21 protein-coding genes are annotated in these 22,386 nt (G+C 71.6%); 9 read left to right on the top strand and 12 right to left on the bottom strand.

Annotated elements, in window-relative coordinates:
- Window positions 1–150: 150 nt before the first annotated feature.
- Window positions 151–606, bottom strand: coding sequence for a hypothetical protein (locus EDF50_RS07695; RefSeq protein WP_123518938.1), 456 nt, complete (start codon window positions 604–606; stop codon window positions 151–153).
- Between the two features lie 168 nt (window positions 607–774).
- Between EDF50_RS07695 and EDF50_RS07690 the strand changes: the two genes are divergently transcribed.
- Window positions 775–1,023: a WhiB family transcriptional regulator gene (locus tag EDF50_RS07690; RefSeq protein ID WP_043594001.1), complete on the top strand. Its 249-nt coding sequence runs from the start codon at window positions 775–777 to the stop codon at window positions 1,021–1,023.
- A 128-nt stretch (window positions 1,024–1,151) separates the two neighbouring features.
- On the opposite strand, the gene EDF50_RS07685 is transcribed toward EDF50_RS07690, so the two are convergent.
- The gene (locus EDF50_RS07685; protein ID WP_043594002.1) at window positions 1,152–2,645 is read right to left on the bottom strand and encodes a sensor histidine kinase; all 1,494 of its coding nucleotides are present in this window, start codon (window positions 2,643–2,645) and stop codon (window positions 1,152–1,154) included.
- Window positions 2,646–2,807: 162 nt separating this feature from the next.
- Between EDF50_RS07685 and EDF50_RS07680 the strand changes: the two genes are divergently transcribed.
- The gene (locus tag EDF50_RS07680) at window positions 2,808–3,347 is read left to right on the top strand and encodes an Rv3235 family protein (RefSeq protein ID WP_233570411.1); all 540 of its coding nucleotides are present in this window, start codon (window positions 2,808–2,810) and stop codon (window positions 3,345–3,347) included.
- A gap of 81 nt (window positions 3,348–3,428) precedes the next feature.
- On the opposite strand, the gene secA is transcribed toward EDF50_RS07680, so the two are convergent.
- The 6 genes from secA to mtrA form a co-directional block, all read right to left on the bottom strand.
- Window positions 3,429–6,275, bottom strand: coding sequence for a preprotein translocase subunit SecA (gene secA, locus EDF50_RS07675; RefSeq protein WP_123518937.1), 2,847 nt, complete (start codon window positions 6,273–6,275; stop codon window positions 3,429–3,431).
- Between the two features lie 201 nt (window positions 6,276–6,476).
- A complete protein-coding gene (hpf, locus tag EDF50_RS07670; protein ID WP_123518936.1) occupies window positions 6,477–7,181 on the bottom strand; it encodes a ribosome hibernation-promoting factor, HPF/YfiA family in 705 nt (234 codons plus the stop codon).
- 117 nt (window positions 7,182–7,298) lie between these two features.
- The gene (locus tag EDF50_RS07665) at window positions 7,299–7,913 is read right to left on the bottom strand and encodes a phosphoribosyltransferase family protein (protein ID WP_233570409.1); all 615 of its coding nucleotides are present in this window, start codon (window positions 7,911–7,913) and stop codon (window positions 7,299–7,301) included.
- A gap of 223 nt (window positions 7,914–8,136) precedes the next feature.
- Window positions 8,137–9,837: an LpqB family beta-propeller domain-containing protein gene (locus EDF50_RS07660; RefSeq protein WP_123518934.1), complete on the bottom strand. Its 1,701-nt coding sequence runs from the start codon at window positions 9,835–9,837 to the stop codon at window positions 8,137–8,139.
- On the bottom strand, window positions 9,830–11,611 hold the full coding sequence (gene mtrB / locus EDF50_RS07655) for an MtrAB system histidine kinase MtrB (protein ID WP_123518933.1): 1,782 nt from the start codon (window positions 11,609–11,611) through the stop codon (window positions 9,830–9,832). The genes EDF50_RS07660 and mtrB overlap by 8 nt, the downstream gene beginning before the upstream one ends.
- Window positions 11,612–11,620: 9 nt before the next feature.
- Window positions 11,621–12,301, bottom strand: a complete 681-nt coding sequence (gene mtrA, locus EDF50_RS07650) for an MtrAB system response regulator MtrA (RefSeq protein WP_123518932.1) — start codon at window positions 12,299–12,301, stop codon at window positions 11,621–11,623.
- Window positions 12,302–12,450: 149 nt separating this feature from the next.
- On the opposite strand from mtrA, the gene EDF50_RS07645 reads away from it, so the two are divergent.
- From EDF50_RS07645 to EDF50_RS07625, 5 genes are all read left to right on the top strand, one after another.
- The gene (locus EDF50_RS07645) at window positions 12,451–13,665 is read left to right on the top strand and encodes a hypothetical protein (RefSeq protein WP_123518931.1); all 1,215 of its coding nucleotides are present in this window, start codon (window positions 12,451–12,453) and stop codon (window positions 13,663–13,665) included.
- Window positions 13,662–14,300, top strand: coding sequence for a DUF4129 domain-containing protein (locus tag EDF50_RS07640; protein ID WP_233570407.1), 639 nt, complete (start codon window positions 13,662–13,664; stop codon window positions 14,298–14,300). Before EDF50_RS07645 ends, EDF50_RS07640 begins: the two co-directional genes overlap by 4 nt.
- Window positions 14,297–15,484 carry a DUF4350 domain-containing protein gene (locus EDF50_RS07635; RefSeq protein ID WP_123518930.1) on the top strand — a complete coding sequence of 396 codons (1,188 nt, stop codon included), beginning with the start codon at window positions 14,297–14,299 and terminating at the stop codon, window positions 15,482–15,484. The genes EDF50_RS07640 and EDF50_RS07635 overlap by 4 nt, the downstream gene beginning before the upstream one ends.
- Window positions 15,485–15,554: 70 nt before the next feature.
- Window positions 15,555–16,508, top strand: coding sequence for a MoxR family ATPase (locus tag EDF50_RS07630; protein ID WP_123518929.1), 954 nt, complete (start codon window positions 15,555–15,557; stop codon window positions 16,506–16,508).
- Between the two features lie 2 nt (window positions 16,509–16,510).
- A complete protein-coding gene (locus EDF50_RS07625; protein ID WP_123518928.1) occupies window positions 16,511–17,803 on the top strand; it encodes a DUF58 domain-containing protein in 1,293 nt (430 codons plus the stop codon).
- A 26-nt stretch (window positions 17,804–17,829) separates the two neighbouring features.
- Here the strand turns inward: EDF50_RS07625 and EDF50_RS07620 are convergent, their stop codons facing one another.
- Window positions 17,830–18,825, bottom strand: a complete 996-nt coding sequence (locus EDF50_RS07620; protein WP_123518927.1) for a stage II sporulation protein M — start codon at window positions 18,823–18,825, stop codon at window positions 17,830–17,832.
- An 18-nt stretch (window positions 18,826–18,843) separates the two neighbouring features.
- Between EDF50_RS07620 and EDF50_RS07615 the strand changes: the two genes are divergently transcribed.
- Window positions 18,844–19,728 (top strand): RDD family protein, encoded by an 885-nt coding sequence (locus EDF50_RS07615; RefSeq protein WP_123518926.1) that lies wholly within the window; start codon window positions 18,844–18,846, stop codon window positions 19,726–19,728.
- 40 nt (window positions 19,729–19,768) lie between these two features.
- Here the strand turns inward: EDF50_RS07615 and EDF50_RS07610 are convergent, their stop codons facing one another.
- The 3 genes from EDF50_RS07610 to EDF50_RS07600 form a co-directional block, all read right to left on the bottom strand.
- Entirely contained in the window at window positions 19,769–20,020 is a 252-nt protein-coding gene (locus EDF50_RS07610) for a metal-sensitive transcriptional regulator (RefSeq protein WP_233568399.1), read from the bottom strand.
- Between the two features lie 183 nt (window positions 20,021–20,203).
- The gene (locus tag EDF50_RS07605) at window positions 20,204–21,625 is read right to left on the bottom strand and encodes a phosphomannomutase/phosphoglucomutase (RefSeq protein ID WP_123518924.1); all 1,422 of its coding nucleotides are present in this window, start codon (window positions 21,623–21,625) and stop codon (window positions 20,204–20,206) included.
- Window positions 21,615–21,827 carry a DUF3499 family protein gene (locus tag EDF50_RS07600; protein ID WP_123518923.1) on the bottom strand — a complete coding sequence of 71 codons (213 nt, stop codon included), beginning with the start codon at window positions 21,825–21,827 and terminating at the stop codon, window positions 21,615–21,617. Before EDF50_RS07600 ends, EDF50_RS07605 begins: the two co-directional genes overlap by 11 nt.
- Before the next feature lie 70 nt (window positions 21,828–21,897).
- Here EDF50_RS07600 and EDF50_RS07595 point away from each other — a divergent pair, with 70 nt between their 5' ends.
- Window positions 21,898–22,347 (top strand): metallopeptidase family protein, encoded by a 450-nt coding sequence (locus EDF50_RS07595; protein ID WP_123518922.1) that lies wholly within the window; start codon window positions 21,898–21,900, stop codon window positions 22,345–22,347.
- Window positions 22,348–22,386: the final 39 nt, after the last annotated feature.

Here is a 22,386-nt window from a genome sequence, read left to right as displayed (position 1 = left end):
CCGGGGGGGGGCCCCCCCGGGGTTGTGGTCCCTTTGGTCCCCGGGGGGGGGGGGGGGGGGCCGCCGGGGGGGGGGGGGGGGGCCCCCCCCCGGGGGGGGGGGGGGGCGGGCCCGGGGCCCCGCCCCCGCGCCTCCCGCGTTCGAGGGCGGTCAGTAGACGTGCGGCTCCTGGTCGCGGGCCGAGGTGGCGGCGACGACGGACGGCACGAGCAGCAGGGCCACGACCGCGACGGCCGGCACGATGAGCGCGAGGCCGATGGTCGGGTTCGCGAAGACGCCCTGCAGGCTGCCGACGCCGACGGCGAACTGGAGGACCTGCCAGACGATCGCCGCCCCTCTGATCCACGCCCGGCCGCGCAGGGCGCCGAGCACGATCGACCCGAGCCACGCGGTCGCCAGCAGGGTCAGGACGACGATCGCGACGGCCGAGGGGTACGAGTCCGGGCGGGCGACGAGCAGCTCGATGAGCAGGAACACGGCCGTTCCGGCGACGAGCAGGAACTCACCCGCGAGCAGGACGATCACGACCCAGAGCAGGGCGGGTCGAGAGGTCTCGGCAGACCGACCGGTCTCGTCTCGGGGGCCGTCTGGGCCTGCTGTCGTCACGTGTGAGCCTCCGAAAAATCCTTGATTTGGCCGTACCAGTATGCGACCATATTCGAGGTCGAAGTGACGCGCACATTGCGGTGCGCGCCTCCCGAATTCTTTTCTTTCCCCACCACGAACCAGGCGCCTCGACGTGCCTGGTTCTGCACTTTTAAGGAGTACCCATCGATGGATTGGCGTGACAAAGCCGCTTGCCTGCAGGCTGACCCGGAGCTCTTCTTCCCCGTCGGCAACACGGGTCCCGCCGTCGACCAGATCGACAAGGCGAAGGCCGTGTGCGGGCGCTGCACCGTCACCGAGACCTGCCTGCAGTACGCGCTCGAGACGTCACAGGACTCCGGCGTCTGGGGCGGCCTGAGCGAAGACGAGCGTCGTGCGCTCAAGCGTCGCGCCGCTCGCGCCCGTCGCGCCAGCTGATCCCCCGTCGGTCGCCCCTGGGCGGCCGACCTCCGGCCCTCGTGGCCGATGACGAAGCCCGGCACCTGATCGCAGGTGCCGGGCTTCGTCGTGCCCTGGGTCGGTGGTCCCATGGCGCGCGGGTGGGATCAGGGCTGGGTGAGCCAGCGGAACGGGATCTCGATGGTGACCTCGGTGCCGTTGCCGACGAGGGTGTGCCAGTCGATGGTGCCCCCGAGTTCTCCCTGGATCAGCGTGCGGACGATCTGCGTGCCGAGACCCGAACCGACCTTGCCCTCGGGCAACCCGACGCCGTTGTCGCGCACCTTGACCGTGAGTTCTTCGGCCCGGCGGTCGGCGACGATCTCGACCTCGCCGTCACGGCCGTCGAGTCCGTGCTCAACGGCGTTCGTCACGAGCTCGGTCAGGGCGAGGGCCAGGGGCGTCGCGTACTCGCTCGGCAGGGCTCCGAAGCTTCCCGTCATGGTGGGCCGGACCGTCGTGTTGTGACTCGACGCGACCTCGGCGATGAGCATGAGCACGCGGTCGAAGACGGTGTCGAAGTCGACGTTCTGGCTGAGGCCCTCGGACAACGTGTCGTGCACGACGGCGATCGACTGCACGCGACGCATGGCTTGGGTGAGCGCCTCGCGGGCGACGTCTGTGCGGGTGCGTCGTGCCTGGATGCGCAGGAGCGACGCGACGGTCTGCAGGTTGTTCTTGACCCGGTGGTGGATCTCGCGGATCGTGGCGTCCTTGGTGATCAGCTCGCGTTCTTGGTGGCGCAGTTCGGTCACGTCGCGACAGAGCACGATCGCTCCGACGCGCTCACCGCGGTCGCGCAGCGGGATCGCCCGCAGCGACACCGTGACCCCTCGTGCCTCGATGTCGGTGCGCCAGGGCGCTCGTCCGGTGACGACCAGGGGCAGGGACTCGTCGATGACGAGCTTGCCCGCGAGCAATCCGGTGGTGACCTCGGCCAACGACTCGCCCTCGAGTTCTCCGGCGAACCCCATGCGGTTGAACGCCGACAGGCCGTTGGGGCTCGCGAAGGTCACCATGCCGTCGACGTCGAGACGGAGCAGCCCGTCGGAGGCGCGGGGTGCGCCCCGCCGCGGACCCGTCGGCGCCCCGAGGTCGGGGAAGTCCCCGGCGGCGATCATCGCGAAGAGATCGTTGGAGCACTGGTTGAAGGTCAGCTCTTGCCGGCTCGGCGTGCGGGCCTCGCTGAGGTTCGTGTGCCTCGTGATGATGGCGATGGGCGCATCGGTGACGTCGGGCCGACTGGCTCCGAGGCGGCGGAGGACGGGTACGGCGCGGACGCGTGTGGGAGTCTCTTCGTACCAGTCGGGAGCTGCCGAGTCGACGATGCGGGTCGTCGTGAACGCCTGCTCGATCTGCTCACGCCATTCGGGGCGTACCTCTTGTCCGACGAAGTCGCGGTAGAACAGCGTGGCCGAGCTCGAGGGCCGGGCGTGGGCGACGGCCACGAAACTACCGGCCTGGGTGGGGACCCAGAGGACGATGTCGGCGAACGCGAGGTCGGCGAGCAGCTGCCAGTCCCCCACCAGCAGGTGCAACCACTCGACATCCACCTCGCTCGAGAGGCCCTGGGCGAGAACGAGATCACTGAGCGTCGACACCCGCCCAGTCTAGGTCGACGGTCCGACGGGCGACGTCCGTCGCCCCGCAGCACGGCCCCACCGTGACGGTTGTCCACAGACCGTCGCGTACACCTGGTCAGACAATTTTACATGTCTTATCTTCTAGTCATGCCCGGTCGAACGTGAACAGGAAGACGGCCCATGCCCTCGAACACCTCCGCCCTCGCCCTCGCCGAGCCCCAGGGGCAGCCGGCACCGGCTCGGCCGCATCTGCGACCAGTCCCTCCTCTGGCGGCTCCGAGCACGACCGCGACGGACCCCACCCCCGAAGCCACGCGGCCCGGTACCAGACCCGACATCCGGCCCGTCCCACCCGCCGGGCAGCCACGCCCGACGCTGTTCCCCGACGATCCGGACCTGCTCGTCGAGAACCTGGTGCGCTGCGTCGTCGAGATCCTGGCCGGGGCACGTGAACTCGACCAGGTCTCACGATGGGTGACCGAGGACGTCTACCGGACGCTGCACACTCGCGTGGTCCTGGCGGCCCGGGCACGCTCGGCTCACGGCACCCGAGCCCGACGACCGGTGTTCACGATCGGCAGCATCCGGTCGAGCTCGCCGGCCGCCGGGGTCATCGAGTCCGTCGTCGTCCTGCACGGGCGCGGTCGCAGCCGAGCCGTCGCCGTGAGGCTCGAGACCTACGACAACCGCTGGCGCGCCACCGCCGTCCACGTGCTCTGACGGGCCCCGCGGTCGTCGACCGACGACGACGCGCCCCCGAGCCTGGCTCGGGGGCGCGTCGTCGTTCGTCGGACGAGGCGGTCAGCGCGTCTTCTTGCCGGCCGCCCGACGGTCGGCCCGGTTCACGGGGACCTCGCCGCCACCGGTCTTCTGACCGAAGGCGCCGACCTTGCCGTCGTCGGCCTGCCGCGCAGCCGGACCACCGGCCGCCCGCGCCGCGGCGATCTCGGGCGATTCGGAGCGCTCGGCCTCGTCCTGCGCCTTCTGCGCCTTGGCGGTCGCGCCCTTCTCGAGCTGACCACGCTGATTGCGCACCTCGACCTCGCCGTCGATGTTCGGAGCCGAGTACGCCAGCTGCGCCTGCGGCTGCTTCTCGGCCTCGAGCCCCTTGGCGGCGATGACCGGCGCCTCGGCCGCACCGACCTGACCCTGCACCTCGACCTCGAGGTTGAAGAGGAAGCCCACGGTCTCTTCGCGGATCTGGCCCATCATGCTCTGGAACAGCGCGTAACCCTCGCGCTGGTACTCGACGAGCGGATCGCGCTGGGCCATGGCCCGCAGGCCGATTCCGTCCTTCAGGTAGTCCATCTCGTAGAGGTGGTCGCGCCACCGGCGGTCGATGACCGAAAGGACGACCCGACGCTCCAGCTCACGCATCGCGGGCTCGCCGAGGGTCTCGGTGCGGGTCTCGTAGGCGACCTTGGCGTCGGAGAGGATCTCCTGACCCAGGAACGCACGGGTCGCCTTGCCCTTCGAGCCGGCCTCGGTGATGACCTCGTCGATGGTGATCGAGATCGGGTAGAGCGTGCCGAGCTCGGTCCAGAGGGCGTCGAGGTCCCAGTCGTCGGGGCTGCCGTCGCCCGTGTGCTGGTCGATGACCTCGTTGACCACGTCCTCGAGGAACTTCTGGCTGCGGTCCTTCAGGTCGTCGCCCTCGAGGATGTGCCGACGGTCGCCGTAGATGGCCTCGCGCTGACGGTTGAGGACGTCGTCGTACTTGAGCACGTTCTTGCGGATCTCGGCGTTGCGCGACTCGACCTGCGACTGGGCCGAGCGGATGGCCCGGCCGACGATCTTGTTCTCGATGGCGAGGTCGTCCGGCACGTTGCCTCGTCCCATGAGCGACTCGGCGGCTCCCGAGTTGAACAGGCGCATCAGGTCGTCGGTCAGCGAGAGGTAGAAGCGGCTCTCACCGGGGTCGCCCTGCCGGCCCGAGCGCCCGCGGAGCTGGTTGTCGATGCGTCGGGATTCGTGACGCTCGGTGCCGAGCACGTACAGCCCGCCGGCCTCGATGACCTTCTCCGCCTCTTCTTGCACGGCGGCCTTCTGGGCGGCGAAGACGTCGTCCCACGCGGCCTCGTACTCGTCGGGGGTGTCGACCGGGCTGAGCCCCTTGCCGTTCATCTCGGCGACGGCGAGGAACTCGGCGTTGCCACCGAGCATGATGTCGGTCCCGCGACCGGCCATGTTCGTGGCGACGGTCACGGCGCCGGCACGGCCCGCCTGGGCGACGATGGCAGCCTCACGAGCGTGGTTCTTCGCGTTGAGCACCTCGTGCTTGACGCCCTTCTTCGCGAGCAGTCGCGAGAGGTACTCGCTCTTCTCGACGCTGGTCGTGCCGACCAGCACGGGCTGGCCCTTCTCGTGCCGTTCGACGATGTCTTCGACGACCTGGTCGAACTTGCTCGTCTCGTTCTTGTAGACGAGGTCGGTCTGGTCGATGCGCTGCATCGGACGGTTGGTCGGGATGGGCACGACGCCGAGCTTGTAGGTGCTCATGAACTCGGCGGCCTCGGTCTCGGCCGTACCGGTCATGCCGGAGAGCTTCTTGTAGAGGCGGAAGTAGTTCTGCAGGGTGACCGTCGCGAGGGTCTGGTTCTCGGCCTTGACCGACACGCCCTCTTTGGCCTCGATGGCCTGGTGGATGCCCTCGTTGTACCGACGGCCGCTGAGGATGCGACCCGTGTGCTCGTCGACGATCAGCACCTCGCCGTTGATGACGACGTAGTCCTTGTCGCGCTTGAACAGGGCGTCGGCCTTGATGGCGTTGTTCAGGAACGAGATGAGCGGGGTGTTGGCCGACTCGTACAGGTTGTCGATGCCGAGGTAGTCCTCGACCTTCTCGATGCCGGGCTCGAGGACGCCCACGGTGCGCTTCTTCTCGTCGACCTCGTAGTCGGTGCCCGCGACCAGCCGCCGCGCGATGGTGGCGAACTCGGTGAACCACCGATTGGCCTCGCCGGACGACGGACCCGAGATGATGAGCGGCGTGCGGGCCTCGTCGATCAGGATCGAGTCGACCTCGTCGACGATCGCGAAGAAGTGGCCACGCTGCACCATGTCTTGCGCCTGCCAGGCCATGTTGTCGCGGAGGTAGTCGAAGCCGAACTCGTTGTTCGTGCCGTAGGTGATGTCCGCGGCGTACATCTCGCGACGCTCGGCCGGGGTCTGACCCGACAGGATGCAGCCGGTCGTCATGCCGAGGGCACGGAAGACGCGCCCCATCAGCTCGGACTGGTAGCTCGCGAGGAAGTCGTTGACCGTGATGACGTGGACGCCGCGGGAGGCGATGGCGTTGAGGTACGCCGCGGTGGTCGCCACGAGGGTCTTGCCCTCGCCGGTCTTCATCTCGGCGATGTTGCCGAGGTGCAGCGCCGCGCCGCCCATCAGCTGGACGTCGAAGTGCCGCAGACCCAGGGTGCGCTTGGACGCTTCGCGGACGGCGGCGAAGGCCTCGGGCAAGAGGTCGTCGAGCGACTCGCCCGACGCGTAGCGCTCACGCAGCTCGACGGTCTCGTTGCGCAGCTCGTCGTCGGTGAGGGTCGTGAAGTCGTCCTCGAGCTCGTTGACCGCCTTGGCGTAGGCCTTCAGCTTGCGCAGCGTGCGGCCCTCGCCGACGCGGAGGACCTTCTCGAGGACGTTGGCCACTGGTGTGCTCCCATGTGTTCGGTCGAACCCGCGGAACGCTCCGCGGTCTCGCTGAGGTGATCCGCATCGGAGCACCGGGGTGTCGCCGGTCCGTCCTGGACCGGCCCACGATCTTAGCAAGCGTAGTGGCCGACCCCCTGGGAGGCGACAGGGACGTGCCCGCGCCTCCCCGGGGTGTCGGCCACCGGACGGTTCAGCGGATCAGCTGGCCAGACCCGCCCGCAGGGCCGTCGCCGTCTCTTGGAGGTCGGGCGAGTTCTGGTCGAGCCCGATGACGCCGTAGTCCCACCCCTTGCGCCGGTACACGACGCTCGGACGCTCGGTCTCGGCGTCGATGAAGAGGTAGAAGTCGTGGCCGACGAGCTCCATGTAGTAGAGCGCGTCGTCGACGGTCATGGGCGTCGAGGCGAAAACCTTCTCGCGGATGACGACGGGGCAGTACTCCTCGTCGGCCTCGTCGGCGGGGGCCTCGTCGCCCACCACCGTCACGGCCCCGGTACGGACCTGGTCGAGCGTCTCGGCCGCGGCGGGGGTGACGCCGACGCCGCTGAAGTCGGCCGTGGCCGCCTCGCGCAGTGACGTCGGTCGGTGCTGCCCGCGATGGATCTTCTGCCGGTCCTTCGCCCGGCGCACCCGTTCGAGGAGGCGACCGATCGCCAGGTCGAACGCCGCGTACTTGTCGGCGGCCGTGGACTCGGCCCGCACGAGGGGGCCGGGGCCGATCAGGGTGATCTCGACCCGGTCGTCGCCCGCCTGCCCGCCGGACTTCTCGTGGTGCCGCGACACCTTGACCTCGAGGGCCAGTGCCTTCGTGGCCAGTGCGGCGACCTTGTCTGCCTTCTCGGTGGCGTACTCGCGGAAACGATCGGTGATGCCGACGTTTCGACCCGTGACGGAAATTTCCATGACGACCTCCTGTGGCTATCGACGTGCCGCCTGTCAGCCAGGCGGATGTCCTTTCACGCCTTTCGCCCCACCGTAGCCACCCGGACACCCCCGTGTCACGCACCGTTCACCGTTCGCTCAGGAGCGGCCGGTGGCCGACCGCAGCGGGGTGGCGGCGAGACAGGCCGCGCCGACCACGATCGCGCCCCGCGCCGTCACCGCACGCCGCGCCTCCTGCAGGGTGGCACCCGTCGTCACGACGTCGTCGACGAGGACGACGAGCGACCCCCGGAGGTCTCGGACGGCGCGCAGGCTGCCCTCGCGTCCGCGGAGGCGCTGCTGCCGGTCACGGCCCTTCTGGCCGAGCCCTGCCCGCGCCGTCGCGACGAGCACGCGCCTGCCGACCAGGAGGCCGAGGCGGCGCAGCACGACCTCGACCGGGTCGTAGCCCCGCCGACGCCGCCCCCGTCGGGACGCCGGCACCGGGACGACCAGCAGCGACCCGACGTCCGAGCACCCCTCGACGACCGACGCACCCTCCGCCGCGTGGCCGGCGCAGGACTCGAGCGCGGCCGCGAGGGCCGGGGCGAGCGTCTCGGCCAGCCGCACCCGCCCGCCGTTCTTGAACGCCAGCACGACACCTCGCACCTCGAACTCGTAGACGAGTCCGGCGAAGACCGGCAGGCCGCCTGGCAGATCGACCCGGACGACCTCGGGGACGAGCCGGCGTCGGCAGCCGTCGCAGAGGGCCACGTCGGGATCGCCGCACCCTGCGCACGAGACCGGTGACACGACCGAGAGGGCCTCTCGCGCGGCCGCCGCGAGAGCGTCCCGTGCCGAGGGGGTCGGACGAGGGCGCGAGGACCGTGGCATCTCGACAGCGTGGCCCGCCCCCGGTGCAGGTGCCGCGCCTCCGTCGCCTGAAGGGGACGGTCGGCCGGGCCCCCGACCTGGGGAGGGGCCGACCCCCAGGCGGTCAGCGCTGGGTCGCCACGAGATCGGCGGTCAGTCCCGTGGCCTGCCAGCTGCTGCCCCGGGGCTCGAGCACGTCACCGTCGGCTCCCAGCAGGAGGAGGCGGTCGAACCCGTTTCCCCCGACGACGGCGACCGCCTCGCCCGACGGACGCCCGGCGCTCGACGAGTCTCCGCCGACCTCGGACATCGTCACCCGGGACGATTCGCCCACGGCCGTGAGGACCGCCACGGTCAGCTGGTCGGCCCAGGTCGCGTCGACGGGGGCGCCGTCCGGGGCGGACAGCTCGAGGGGCGACCCCAGCCGGAGCGGGACACCGTCGGCATCCCTCACGACGGCCGCGACGAGGAGGCGCGACGCGCCCTGGTCGTCGAGCAGCATCAGGGCGCGGGTGCCGTCGCGCGAGATGCGGAACGACGTGACGCTCGGCCCCGCCGGGAGCGACGTCACCACCGGGTGGGGCGTGCCGTCGAGGGCGTACGCGATGAGGCTCGAGGGGTCGTCGGCGACGAGTGACCAGACGAAGCCCGCGTCGTCGAGCGAGGGCGCCGCCCGTCCCGTCCGGGTGTCGACCAGCCGGGCTCCACCCGAGGCCGTGACGGCGTACGTGCCCGACGAGGTGCCGACGGCGGCGGTCGTCTGGTCGGCCGACAGTTCGACCGACCGGGGGCGGAGGGCCTCGACCGCGTCCGAGAGCCCGGGGAGCTGACTCGTGGCGCTCGTGGTGGCGAATCCCAGCACGCCGTCCGAGAGGACGAGGGGCCGGGCGTCGACCGCGGGGTCGCGCACCGGCACGGGCTGCTGCATCGCGGGCACCGTCAGGGGGGCGCCCTCGACGCTGAGCTCGACGGCGGTCACGGTCGCGAGGGTGGAGAAGCTCGCCAGCAGCTGCGCCTGCATCCTGGCCCGGGCGTCGGGCGTCGCCTCGAGGGCGTCGGCGGTCAGGTCGACGCGAGCCGTCCCGTCGTCGACCGTGATGGCCGTCAACGACAGCTGGGTGCCCTCGGGGAAGGCCGAGACGACAGCGCCCTGCAACCAGTTCGACGGCCCCTCGAGCAACGCCGTCGCGAGACGCGTGCTGGTCGACGAGCGGGCGAGGAACCACCGTTCGTCGGGGACGAGGTAGGTGAAGGTGGGGTCGTAGAAGTAGGCGGCGTGCGACCGGAAGACCGAGTCGAAGGTGGCCGGTGAGAGGACGATGCCGTCCGGGGCGTCGCTGATGCGCCACTCGCCGCCCTCGCGGACGAACGAGAAGGCCAGGGACGTCGTCGTGGAGGACGTGGCCGGGGTGTAGTGCCCCGCCGTGTCGACCGTCGCCGAACTCACGAACGCGTAGTCGAGCGTGGACTCCCCCACGCGAGAGGTCGACCCGACACCGGGGCGGATGGTGACGCTCGCCCGGGGCTCCCACTCACCGGCGAAGCCGGCGCTCAGGAACTGACGGGCCACCCCGTAGTTGTCCTGGGACCCGGTGCCCGCCGACAGGAAATCACGCAGCAGCCGTTCTTGCGAGCTTCCGGCGACCGGGCCGTTGGGTCGGAACACGAAGTCGCTCACCACGTCGTCGCTCACGGTGTCACCCCGTTGCACCTGGCCGCTGTCGGGGATTCCCACGCACCCGGTCACGGCGAGCGCGGCGGTCACGAGGATCGCCAGGCGGGCCGGCCGGGCACGCACCCGGCTGTTCCGTCGCCGTTCAGACATCGTCGGCTCCCTTCGGCGCAGAGGATCGGATCGGCCCGGTCGGCACTCCCGATGCGTCAGCAGGAGGGACCGAACCCGACCACGGTTCTCCGGTCACCGGGACGGTCGTCTCTCCCCGACGGTCCGGTGGCACGACCGGCAGGGGCGATCCCTCGATGCGACCGCCGGCCACCCGGGGCAGGGTGACGACGAAGCGACTGCCCGAGCCCGGCTCGGACCAGACCTCGAGCCGGCCGCCGTGCAGCGCTGCGTCCTCGAGACTGATCGCCAGCCCCAGGCCGGTGCCCCCGATCGTGCGCTTTCGCGAGGGGTCGGCCCGCCAGAACCGGTCGAACACCCGCGCGACGTCGGCCGGGCTCATGCCCACGCCGTTGTCACGCACGGCCACCGCGACGGCCGTGGCGTCGCTGTCGACCTCGACCTCGATCGGGCGCCCCTCGCCGTGCTCGATGGCGTTGCCCAGCAGGTTGCGCAGGATGCGGCGCAGCCGCCGTGGGTCGATCTCGGCCTCGAAGTACCCACCCCGGGCGACGACCGACACGACGCTTCCGGATTCGGCCGCCAACGGACCGAACTCGTCGACGCCGTCCTCGACGAGACGCACGACCGTGACGGGCTCGGTCTCGAGCTCGACGGCCCCGGCGTCGAACCGCGAGATCTCGAGCAGGTCGGCGAGCAGCAGCTCGAACCGGTCGACCTGGGTGTGCAACAGCTCGGCCGTCCGGGCGGCCGAGGGCGTGAACGAGGTGCGCTGGTCGTAGAGCACGTCACCGGCCAGCCGGATCGTGGTCAACGGCGTGCGCAGCTCGTGCGAGACGTCGCTCACGAACCGCTGTTGGACGCGCGACAGCTCGGCCAGTTGCGAGATCTGGCGTTGCATGGCGTCGGCCATCCCGTTGAACGAGCGACCGAGCGTGGCCACCACGTCCTGCCCCTTCTCGGGGATGCGTTCTTCGAGGTGGCCGGCCGCGATCTTCTGGCTGGTCTCGGCCGCCGTGCGGATGGGCCCGACGACGAGGCGGACGACGAGGTAGGTGATCGCGCCGATCAACAGCACGAGCGCGAGCGACCCGATGCCGAGGGTGCGCTGCATCAGGTCGAGCGTCGCCTGCGCGTCGCTCAGGTCGTAGACGAGGTAGAGCTCGTACTGACCCGCGGTGGGCACCTGCAGGGTCGAGCCGACGGCGATGCCGGGCGAGCCGCCGCCCTGCGACGTCGGGGGCAGTGCCACAGACTGCATGGACAGACGGCCGTCGTCCGTCGCGACCGCCTCGCGGAGCGCCGGGGAGATCACGGAGTCGGGGAAGTCGGGGCTGGCGATGTTCTGGATCGTCTGGGGGCTGTTCTGCCCCGGAGTCCGGAGGATCGCGATGCTCGTACCGCCCGGGCTCGAGGTCGAACCGAGGATGGCGGTCTGCGCCTCGTTCTGCAGCGCGTCGAGCTCGACCTGGTTGGCGTCCTCGGTGGCGGTGGCCGAGTCGAAGATGTTCTGCGCCAGCAACGTCGCCCGGACGCTCTCGGCCTCGACCTGCTCCCGACGCTGGTCGTACAGGCTCGTGCCGATCGTCACGGAGATCAGCGTCCCGATCACGGTCACGGCGACGGTCGACAGAACCACCGTGAGCGCGACGGTGCGGAACGACAGAGACGACCGCCAGAAGCCGACCACCCGCGTCGGCCACGTGCGCCACGCCGGCGCCCGCCACGACGACGGGCCGCGCGACCGGACGGGCCCGCCCGGGTCGGACCCCGCGATCGCGGACACGAGCGCCATCCGGCCGGGCTACGAACCCGCGCCGGCGCGGTAACCGACGCCGCGCACGGTCGTGACGATGCGAGGTGCGTCGGGGTCGTGTTCGACCTTCGCCCTCAGTCGCTGCACGTGGACGTTCACGAGACGGGTGTCGGCCTTGTAGTGGTAACCCCAGACCTGCTCGAGCAGCATCTCGCGCGTGAAGACCTGCTGCGGCTTCGAGGCGAGGGCGAGGAGCAGCTCGAACTCGAGCGGGGTCAGGGCGATCGGCGTGTCACCGCGACGCACCTCGTGCGCCGCGACGTCGAGGCGCAGGTCGCCCACCGTCAGCACGTCGTTGGTCGGCTCGGTGGCCGGGCGCAACCGGGTGCGGATGCGAGCGACCAGCTCTTTGGGATTGAACGGCTTGACCACGTAGTCGTCGGCACCGCTCTCGAGACCGCGGACCACGTCGGCCGTGTCGCCTTTGGCGGTCAGCATGATGATCGGAACGCCGCTCTCGGCGCGGATGAGGCGACAGACCTCGATGCCGTCGAGACCGGGCAGCATGAGGTCGAGCAGGACGAGGTCGGGCGAGGCCTCGTGGAAGGCGTCGAGGGCGCTGCTGCCGTCTGCACAGAAGTGGGGGTCGAACTCGTCGGCGCGAAGGACGATGCCGATCATCTCGGCGAGCGCCGGGTCGTCGTCGACCACGAGGATGCGCGGGTTCATGTTCTCCGTCTGGGCTGGGCCGCTCGGGAGGCGGCACGTCAGGACAGATTAGTGCAGGAGGCGCGCATCGGCTGGCAGCGTCCGTTCCGGTGTGGAAACATGAACACACCCGTGAGGACGACCTCACGGTCAGGACGGCCAGGAGGACCATGAGCGATCCGAACGGTTGGAGCGCACCGGGCGGCGACGCGTCGCCCCCACGCTGGGGCGAGCGCGTCGACCCGCCCACCGCCGGCTCCGTCCCCGTCGGGCCCGGGCAGGTGACGTCCCCGGCAGGCTCCCCGTCGCCGGCTCCCGGCTGGGTCCCGCCCCCGAAACCCGGCCTCGTGCCGCTGCGTCCCCTGACCTTCGGCGAGATCCTGGGTGCATCGTTCCAGGTCTTCCGCCGCAACCCGCGCACGACGTTCGGCACGGCCCTGCTCTCGCAGGTCGTCCTGCTCGTGGTGACCGTGGCGATCACCGGCGGCAGCGCCTTCCTCGCGTTCGGGCGGGTCGAGCAGGCCCTCCCCCGTGACCGCGACGCGGTGCTCGCGGGCGCCGTCGCCATCGTGGCGGCATCGGCCCTCGTGCCGATCGCCCTCCAGGTGATCGTCACGGCACTGCTCCAGGGGCTCTTCGTCCTCGAGACCGCTCGTCAGACCCTCGGCGAGAAGCTGCGACTCGGCGGCCTCTGGGCCCTGGCCAAGGGACGCCTCGGCACGCTCGTCGGCTGGTCAGCCCTGCTCACCGCCGCCTACGTCGTGGCGCTGGCGCTCGTGGCCGGGGTCGTCGTCGTCGGCGTGGCCGTCGGCTCCGGGCCGAGCATCGCCGTCGGCATCGGAGTCGCCGTCCTGCTCGGGCTGGGCCTGCTCGTGCTGGGCGTCTGGCTGACGGTGAAGACGTGCCTCGTCCCGAGCGCGATCATGCTCGAGCGCATGACGCTCGGTGCGGCGGTGAGGCGGTCGTGGTCGTTGACCCGCGCCTCCTTCTGGCGCACCTTCGGCGTCATCGCGTTGGTGTTCCTGATGATCCAGGTGGCGTCGCAGGTCGTCGCGACGCCTTTCTCCGTGCTGTTCAGCGTCCTGACCGGCACGCTCGCTCCCACGGGCGACGTGACCGACCCGACCTTCCTCGCCCTGACGGCGGGCACCTACGCGGTGACCCTGGGCATCACGGCGGTCATCGGCGCCATCGGGTCGGTGCTGCAGGCCGCCTCCGCGGGGCTGGTCTACATCGACCGACGCATCCGCACCGAGGGTCTCGACCTCGACCTCGTGAGGTACGTCGAGCGCGGCGGACGGTCCGTCGACGGGCAGCCCGACCCGTTCCGCACGCCCGAGGCCCCTGTCGCCCCGACGACCCACCAGGGAGCGCCCCGCTGGTGACCCCCGTGCCCCTCGCCGCCGGGCCCCCGCTGAACCCCGACGCCGACGACGCTCGGCGCGAGGTCCTGCGCGAACTCACGAAGCCCGAGTACGTGGCGGCCCAGCCGTCCTGGCTCGACCGCGCGGCGCAGGCGTTCTGGGACTGGCTCGGCTCGATCCGGTTCGGGGGCACGGAGGGGGCGCCGGCGGTCGCCCTGATCGTGTTGCTCGCGGTCGTCGCGATCGTCGTCGTGGTCGTGCTGCTGGTCTACGGGGTACCCCGGCTCAACCGTCGGTCCGGGCGCGATGTCGTCCTCTTCGGCGAGGACGACGCCCGAGACAGCGAGGCCATGCGAGCCGCCGCCCGGGCAGCCGCCTCCCAGGGCGACCTGACGCTCGCCGTCGCCGAGGCCTTCCGCGCGATCGCCCGCGCGCTCGCCGAACGGGGCGACGTCGCGGTCTCCCCCGGCACCACGGCACGCGACGTGGCCCGGAGGGCGGGTGACGTCTTCCCCGACCTCCGAGCCGAGTTCGCCGACGCGGCGTCGGCCTTCGACGGCGTCCGCTACCTCGACCGCGACGGCACCGACGAGGCGTACCGGGCCGTCGCGGACCTCGACCGGCGCATGACGTCGACCCGGCGGGTGGACGCATGACCGTCACGGCGCCCCGGGACGCGCCGGGCACGGTCTCGACCCCGACCCTCCGGACGTCGCTGCGCCGTGCCCGGTTCTGGGTCGGTCTCGCCCTCGTCCTGGCCCTCGGGGTGGCGGCGGCTCTGGTCATCGGTTCGGGGTCGGGTGAGGGCAGGGCTCTCGGCCCGGCGAACGCCGCTCCCGGTGGGGCGAAGGCACTCGTCGAGGTGCTCGGTCGGCAGGGTGTCGACGTGACCGTGACGACCAGCCTCGACGCGACCCTCGACCGACTCGGGCGGGGCGGCGACGGCACGCTGCTCGTCGACGACGCCGACGGGTTCCTGGTCGCCGACCAGTGGGGTCGCTTGTCGACGGCGGCCTCCCACCTCGTGCTCCTCTCGCCCGGGCCGACCGCGCTGGCCGGTGTGGCTCCAGGCGTCGAGGCGACCGCCCAGGTGGCGGACGGCACGGCCTCGCCCTCCTGCTCGTCGCCGGCCCTCCGGCAGGCGACCCGGGTCGACGTCACGGGAGTCGCCTACGACGTCGACGCCCCGGGCGCCGTCCGCTGCCTGCCGACCGACGACGGTTACGGGCTCGTCGAGCTCGACGACGGCGACATGAGGGTGTCCGTCCTGGGCGCGACCGGTGCCCTCACCAACGGCGCGATCGCCACGGACGACGACGCGGCCTTCGCGCTCGCCCTGCTCGGCGGGTCCACCGAGCTCGTCTGGTACCTGCCGTCGGCCGGCGACCTGCCCGAGGGCCAGGGCACGCTCGCGACGCTGACGCCTCCGTGGGTGACACCGTCGTTGGTGGTGCTGTTCCTGGCCGGAGTGGCCGCCATGGTGTGGCGCGGACGACGCCTCGGCGCCCTCGTCGTCGAACGACTGCCGGTCACCGTCAAGGCGTCGGAGACCACTGAGGGTCGCGCGCGACTCTACGAGCGGTCCGGGCAGCGCCGACACGCTCTCGACCAGCTCCGGATCGGCACCCTCGGGCGTCTCGCGCGAGCGACCGGGCTCTCGACGACCGCCTCGGTCGACGAGGTCGTCGCCCGGGTCGCCGAAGTCACCTCGGCCGACCCACGGGGTCTCCGGCACGTCCTCGTGGACGCGGACCCGGCCGACGACCGCGAGCTCGTCTCGCTGAGCGACAGCCTGCTCGACCTCGAACGCGCGGTCCGCCGGGCGGTGGCTCCGTCGTGATCCGACCCGCGCCTCCTGCCCGTCGTCCGTCCGCCCCCGCACCGCCCCCCACCCCGGAGAAGACCACCAGATGAGCTCAGAACTGCAGCAGACCTTCGCCCGAGTCCGCACCGAGGTGGGCAAGGCCGTCGTGGCCCAGGACGGTGCCGTGACCGGCCTCATCGTCACCCTGCTGGCGCAGGGGCACGCCCTGCTCGAGGGTGTCCCGGGCGTCGCCAAGACCCTGCTCGTCCGGGCTCTCAGCCACTCGTTGTCACTCGAGACCGCCCGCGTGCAGTTCACACCCGACCTGATGCCCGGTGACATCACCGGCTCGCTCGTGTACGACGCGAAGTCGGGCGAGTTCGAGTTCCGGGCAGGGCCCGTGTTCACCAACGTCCTGCTCGCCGACGAGATCAACCGGACGCCGCCCAAGACGCAGTCGGCGCTGCTCGAGGCCATGGAGGAGCGGCAGGTGTCGGTCGACGGCGTCTCGCGCCCGCTGCCCCGACCGTTCCTCGTCGCGGCGACGATGAACCCCGTCGAGTACGAGGGGACCTACACGCTGCCCGAGGCCCAACTCGACCGCTTCCTGATGAAGCTCACCCTCGACCTGCCGCCGCGGGACGCCGAGGTCGAGGTGCTGAGTCGCCATGCTGCGGGCTTCTCGCCTCGCGACCTGCGGGCCGCCGGGGTCACCCCGGTGCTGGGGCCGGACGACCTCGCTCGCGCCCAGGCCGAGGTGGCTCGCGTCGGCGCCTCCTCGGACGTACTCGCCTACATGGTCGACCTGGCCCGGGCCACGCGCGAGAGCCCGTCGGTCAAGATCGGCGCGAGTCCCCGCGGGTCGACGGCCCTGCTCTCCGCCTCGAAGGCCTGGGCGTGGCTGACCGGCTTCGACCACGTCACACCCGACCACGTCCAGGCCATGGCCCTGCCCGTCCTCAGGCACCGACTGCAGCTGCGCCCCGAGGCCGAGCTCGAGGGCGTCGACGCCGACGGCATCGTCCGCTCGGTGCTGCAGCAGGTCCGGGTTCCGCTCTAGCCATGGTGATCACCGGGTGGTTCGTGGCACTCGTCGCCCTCGGCGTCGTCCCCGTCGTCGTGACCGGCAGCGGATGGGCGATCCTGGGCTGGCTCGGTGTCGTCGCCGCGCTGACCGTGCTCGACGTGGCCCTCGCGGCCTCGCCCCGGTCGCTCACGCTCCGGCGCGAGCTGCCCGGGGCCATCCGCCTCGGCGAGAGCGCGCCCGCCCGGCTGACCGTCGTCAACGACGGGCGACGGACCCTTCGCGGGCTGGTGCGCGACGCGTGGCCCCCGTCGGCCGGTGCGACCGCCACCCGCCGTCGGCTGTCCCTGCGACCGGGACGGGCCGCGACCCTCACCGTCACGCTGACCCCCTTCCGGCGGGGCGAGCGCCGCGCCGACGGGGTCACCGTCCGCACGATCGGACCGCTGCGGCTCGCCGGGCGTCAGGCGACGCACGACCTGCCGGGTGCGGTGCGGGTGCTGCCGCGGTTCTCGTCACGTAAGCACCTGCCCTCCCGTCTGGCCCGGTTGCGCGAGCTCGACGGGCGCACGAGCGTGATGATCCGTGGACAGGGCACCGAGTTCGACAGCCTGCGCGACTACGTACGGGGGGACGACGTCCGCTCCATCGACTGGCGGGCGACCGCGCGCCGCGACGACCTCGTCGTGCGCACCTGGCGACCCGAGCGCGATCGTCGGGTGGTCGTCGTGGTCGACACGGGGCGCACGTCGGCGGCCCGGATCGACGACGAGCCCCGACTCGACACGGCCTTCGAATCGGCCCTGCTGCTCGGGGCGTTGGCCTCGCGAGCTGGTGACCGGGTCGACGTCGTCCTCTTCGACCGCCGCGTCCGCGGCCGCGTCCAGGGCGCGACCGGGCCCGCCCTGCTCTCGTCGATGGTCGAGACGATGGCTCCCGTCGAGCCCGAGCTCGTCGAGACCGACTGGGCCGCCGTGCCCGCCCTGGTCCGCTCGGTCACCTCACGACGGGCGCTGGTCGTGCTCGCGACGACGGTCGACAGTCCCGGCGCCTCCCGGTCGCTGCTCGCGGCGATCCCCCAACTCACGCGCCGGCACGTCGTGGTCGTGGCGTCGGTCACCAATCCGGCCCTCGACGAGACGATCCTGCGACGCGGCACCCGGGACGAGGTCTACCGGGCGGCGTCCGCCGAGCGGGCCCGACTCGACCAGGGTCGTGTCGCCGCCGCCCTGCGTCAGGTCGGAGCGGACGTCGTGACGGGTGCTCCGGCCGACCTGCCCCCGGCCCTCGCCGACCGCTACCTCGCGCTCAAGGCGGCCGGCCGCCTCTGAAGGAGGCGCGGGGCGCCCACGGTGGATCAGTCGGCGACCAGCTGGGTCGCCCCCGCCTCGAACTCGTCGAGGTCTCCGGTCTGCCCCGCCCGGTGGGCCCGCCCGCCCAGCAGCCACTGGTAGGCGAGGAAACCGACGAGGGCCACGGTGCCGATGCCGATCTTGACGGGCCACGGCCAGGCCTGCCGGGTGACGAACCCCTCGATCACACCCGAGACGAGCAGCGAGAGCATCAACCCGACGGCGATGGTCACGAGCGCGCGCCCGTCCTGTGCCAGGGCCTGCGCCCTGGTCCGGGCCCCGGGCGCCACCCACGACCAGAAGATCATCAGCCCGGCAGCCCCCGCGACGAAGATGCTGTACAGCTCGAGCTGACCGTGCGGTGCGATGTACAGGAAGAACTGGTCGAGCCGCCCCTGGTCGGCCATCAACCCGGCCGAGATGCCGACGTTCATGGCGTTGCTGAGGATCGCGTACGGCACCCAGACGCCGGTGATGCCGAAGGCCACGCACTGGGCCGCGATGTAGGCGTTGTTCGTCCACACCTGGCCGGTGAACGAGGTCGAGGCGCTCTCGGAGTAGTAGTTCACGAAGTCCTGTTCGGCGAACTGACGTCGGAACTCCTCGCTGCCGAAGGAGGCCAGCAGCGCCGGAGTGTTCGCCGCCCAGGTCGCGAAGACCGCCGCGACGACGACCGTGACGACCGTCAGCACGAGCGACAGCAGACGCACCCGGTAGAGGGCCGCCGGCAACTGCGCGACGAAGAAGGTCGGCAGCTGGCTGAACAGGTTGCGGCCGGCCCCCGTGAACCGGAGGCGTGCCCGCGACAGGGACATCGAGAGCCGGTCGGCCGCCACCGAGTCGCCGGTCGCGGTCTTGAGCGCCGACAGCTGCCCTGCCCCGGACTGGTAGAGGCGCACGAGCTCGTCGGCTTCGGACCCGCTGAGGCGGCGCCGTCGGGCGAGGCGGTCGAGCTCGGCCCAGTCGTGACCGTGGGCGGCGGCGTAGGCGTCGATGTCCATTCTGCTTAGATACTAGGCATGTCCCGCACGAAGGCACGAGGCGCCTCCCCCGTGGTGCTTCGCCCCGACCAGGTCGAGGCGTTCACGGCGGGCGGTGACGAGCTCGTCACGGGCGAGGCGGTGGCCCTCGACCTCCGGCCGACGAGCTTCGTGCTCCGGGCCGCCGGCGTGCTGATCGACTACCTGGCCTACACGCTGCTGCTGATCGGTGCCTTGCTGCTGGTGTCGCTGCTGAACGAGGGCGGGGTGCTCGACGACGCCCTGTCGCAGGCGTTCCTCGTCGCCTCGATCGCGATCTGCTTCATCGTCGTCCCGACGGTGGTCGAGACGGCCAGCCACGGGCGATCCCTGGGCAAGCTGGCCGTCGGCGCCCGTGTGGTCCGCGCCGACGGAGGCGCGATCGGCTTGCGTCACGCCCTCACCCGCGCCCTGGTGGGGCTGCTCGAGATCGTCTTCACGAGTGGCGGCCTGGCCGTCGTCATCGCCCTGCTGAACGGGTCGTCGCGCCGTCTCGGCGACCTCATGGCCGGCACCTACAGTCGCAACGAGCGCGTCCCGAAGGCCACACACGTGATCTACGGTGTGCCGGCGCACCTGCAGGGGTGGGCCGAGGTCGCCGACGTCGCGCGCCTCCCCGACGGCCTGGCCCGTCGCATCGCTTCGTTCTTGCAGCAAGCGCCCCAGCTGTCTCCCGCCAGTCGCCGACGGGTCGCCGACGAGTTGGCGGCCGAGACGGCCCCGTACGTCTCGCCCGTGCCGCACGGCGAACCCGAGTTCCTCCTGGCGGGCGTATCGGCCCTGCGTCGCCAGCGCGAGGCCGCCGCGCTCGCTCGCGAATCCGCTCTGCTCGACCGTCTCACCCCGGCCCTCACCGAGACCGTGCCGGGCTTCCCCCGGCGTTGAACCGCTGCGGCACCGACGACCCGCGACGCGGCGAGGCGCGTCACGACCGGACGAGCCTCGCGATCGCAGCAGAGGCCTCGCGCACCTTGGCGTCCGCCACGTCGCCCCCCTCACGGGCGGCCTGGGCCACGCAGTGCGCCAGGTGGTCCTCGAGCAACTGGAGGGCCACGGTCTCGAGGGCCCGGGTCGCCGCGCTGACCTGGGTCAACACGTCGATGCAGTACGTGTCGTCCTCGACCATGCGCTGGATGCCCCGCACCTGCCCCTCGGCCCGGCGCAGCCGCTTGACGATCTGCTCCTTGTCGCCGCTGTAGCCGACGTTCGTCGTCGTCGCGTGTCCTCCGTGGTGCGCCACCCGCGCCTCCTGCCTGTGTCGTCCCGACTCACAAGGATACCCCCAGGGGGTAACGCGGCGGAGAAGCCCGGACCGGTGTGCCGGCCGACCGACGGGCTCGCCCGTCGGTCGGCCGGACGCTCAGCCGCGGATCAGGCCGAGGACGTCGTCGCGGACGCGCTCCATACCGCCGGGCGTGGCCGCCTCGGCGTTCAGGCGCAGCAGCGGTTCGGTGTTCGACGGCCGCACGTTGAACCACCAGAACCCGTCCTCGGACGAGCCGCTGACCGTGAGGCCGTCGAGCTCGTCGAAGTCACCGACGCCGGCGTAGGCCTCGACGATCCGCGCGTACGCCGCCGGCACGTCGGTGACCGTCGAGTTGATCTCGCCGCTCGCCGTGTACGGCGTGTAGCGGTCCGTCAGGGTCGAGAGGGGTTCGGACTGCGCCCCGAACTCGGCCAGGACGTGCATCGCGGCCAGCATGCCGTTGTCGGCGCTCCAGAAGTCGCGGAAGTAATAGTGCGCCGAGTGCTCGCCGCCGAAGATCGCGCCGGTGGCCCGCATCTCGTCCTTGATCAACGAGTGGCCCACGCGCGTCCGCACCGGCGTCGCACCGGCGGCGTCGATGGCCTCGGGAACGGCGCGCGAGGTGATCAGGTTGTGGATCACCGAGATCTCGGCGTCGGGCTCGGCGGCGCGGACACGGGCGATCTCGCGGACGGCGACGATCGCGGCCACGGCCGACGGGGTGACGGCGTCACCCTTCTCGTCGACGACGAAGCAGCGGTCGGCGTCGCCGTCGAACGCGAGCCCCAGGTCGGCCCCGTGCTCGAGGACGGCCTTCTGCAGGTCGACCAGGTTGGCCGGGTCGAGGGGGTTGGCCTCGTGGTTGGGGAAGGTGCCGTCGAGTTCGAAGTACAACGGGACGATCTCGATCGGCAGCGTCGACAGGCCCGCGGCCTCGCCCAGCACCGCCGGGACGGTGAGCCCGCCCATGCCGTTGCCCGCGTCGACGACCACCTTGATCGGCCGGATGCCGGACAGGTCGACGAGGCCCCGCAGGTAGGCGGCGTAGTCGGGCAGCGCATCGTGCTCGCGCGAGGCGCCGGGCTCGGCGACGGCGTCGATGCCGTCGGCCAGGAACGAGGAGGCGCGATCACGGATCGAGGACAGGCCGGTGTCGAGGCTGATGCCCTGGGCACCGGCCCGGCTCATCTTGATGCCGTTGTAGGTGGCCGGGTTGTGGCTGGCGGTGAACATCGCAGCCGGGGCGTCCAACGAGCCCGAGGCGAAGTACGACTCGTCGGTCGAGCACAGGCCGAGGGCGACGACGTTCGCACCGCGGGCACGGGCGCCGCGGGCGAAGGCGTCGGCGAAGCCCGGCGAGGAGTCACGCATGTCGTGTCCGACGACCAGGTCGCGGCCGGCACCGTCGATCTCGTCGGCGAAGGCCGCGCCGAACGCCTCGACCACCTCGTCGGTGAGCTGACTGCCGACCAGCCCACGGACGTCGTACGTCTTGACGAAGGCGGTCAGGTCGACGGGAGTGTTCTCAGAGGTCATGGCCCAAAACTACCTGCCGCAGCACCTGCCAGCCCTGCGGGACGGACAACGAACCCGCGTGGCGGGCGCAGAGGTCGTAGCCGTGGGGCTCGACACGGTCGCTCAGCGGTCCGACGACGACCATCGAGTCGGCATACACGTACGTCAGCGTCGCGACGGCCTCGTCATGGCACGTCACCTTGCTGCAGGGGCGACCGTTCATCTGCCGGACAGACTATCGCCAGGTCCCCCGGGGGCCGACCCGCGCCTCCTCGGCGGCCTACGATGGGCGGATGAGCAGGGCCCGCCGCGCACGCGTCACCGACCGGTCCCGTCGGCGTGACCGCCACGGGCGTGGGCTGCGCTCGTCCGCCGCCGGCCCCCACCTGCCCTTCCTTCGCACGCGGGTCGACCTCTTCGACGACATCGTCGCCGCGACCGCGGACTACCTCCGCGAGGCCTGGCCCGACGAACTCGCCGACACGTCGTTCGAGGTCGCCGGCCTCCCCGCCGAACCCGACCGAACCCGCGTCGAGCGCTGGTCCGTCGACCGGACCGCCGGCCGGGTCGTCCTGTACCGCCTGCCGATCGAGCGGCTCGCACCGTCGCAGGACCGACGCGGTGCCGCCGAGGACGAGTGGAACCACCGTGTGCTCGTCGAGGGCTACGTGTTCCGTGCCGTGGCCGACTTGCTCGGCAAGGACCCGTGGGAACTCGCGCCGGACCGCTGGCGCGACGGCTGAGCCGGGCTCGTCGACGGTGGCCGGGACGCCGTGGGTGGC

The organism is Frigoribacterium sp. PhB24 (genome assembly GCF_003755185.1).
GTDB lineage: Bacteria > Actinomycetota > Actinomycetes > Actinomycetales > Microbacteriaceae > Frigoribacterium.
Note: the sequence above shows the minus strand (reverse complement) of the source record. Positions and strands in the feature narration are given on the sequence as shown.